The organism is Telluria sp. AZSoR62, from assembly GCF_058111565.1.
Genome location: NZ_JBYTST010000080.1, coordinates 1 through 442, shown reverse-complemented (window position 1 = coordinate 442; position 442 = coordinate 1). Strand labels below are relative to the sequence as shown.

General features: G+C 57.0%; 1 protein-coding gene. It reads right to left on the bottom strand.

Features of this window, described 5'->3' with window-relative positions; all coding sequences use genetic code 11:
- On the bottom strand, positions 1-431 hold a 431-nt coding region (locus AC3XQU_RS22950; protein ID WP_489876467.1), incomplete at its 3' end, for a DUF927 domain-containing protein.
- Positions 432-442 lie beyond the last annotated feature (11 nt).

The window sequence follows — 442 nt, the reverse complement described above, 5'->3', positions numbered from 1 at the left end:
GAACTCTTGGTTTCGAAGGCATCACGGACGTGTGAAAAGGCGCTATACAGCTCCTTTGGCTGCTTAATAAGTGCTTCCACGAACGTGGGGCCAAGATGCCCATAGTGTTGCGTGACAGCGTCGTTTAGGACGCGGTGGAATTCTTGTCCCGTCATGCCATGCACATCATCAAAAGCGCGATGAGTCCGGGTGCCAGCATTTACATCGACCATGCGCAACTCGGCGCCGGCATGCGCGCCATTGCCCCCAATGGCGGCATGCTCCGACAACGACCTTTCGCCGCTGGAAAGGGCAAGCACGCGCCAGGTCAATTTGGCCCGCCCTTCACGTTCGCGAGTCATGGTGCTTTTGCCCATGCCGTTGGCGATTGCGTAGGCCATTTCCTGAACGCGCTTGGGGTCCGCACGCTTGATTTCATCAAGGATCAGCACGGTATCGTTAC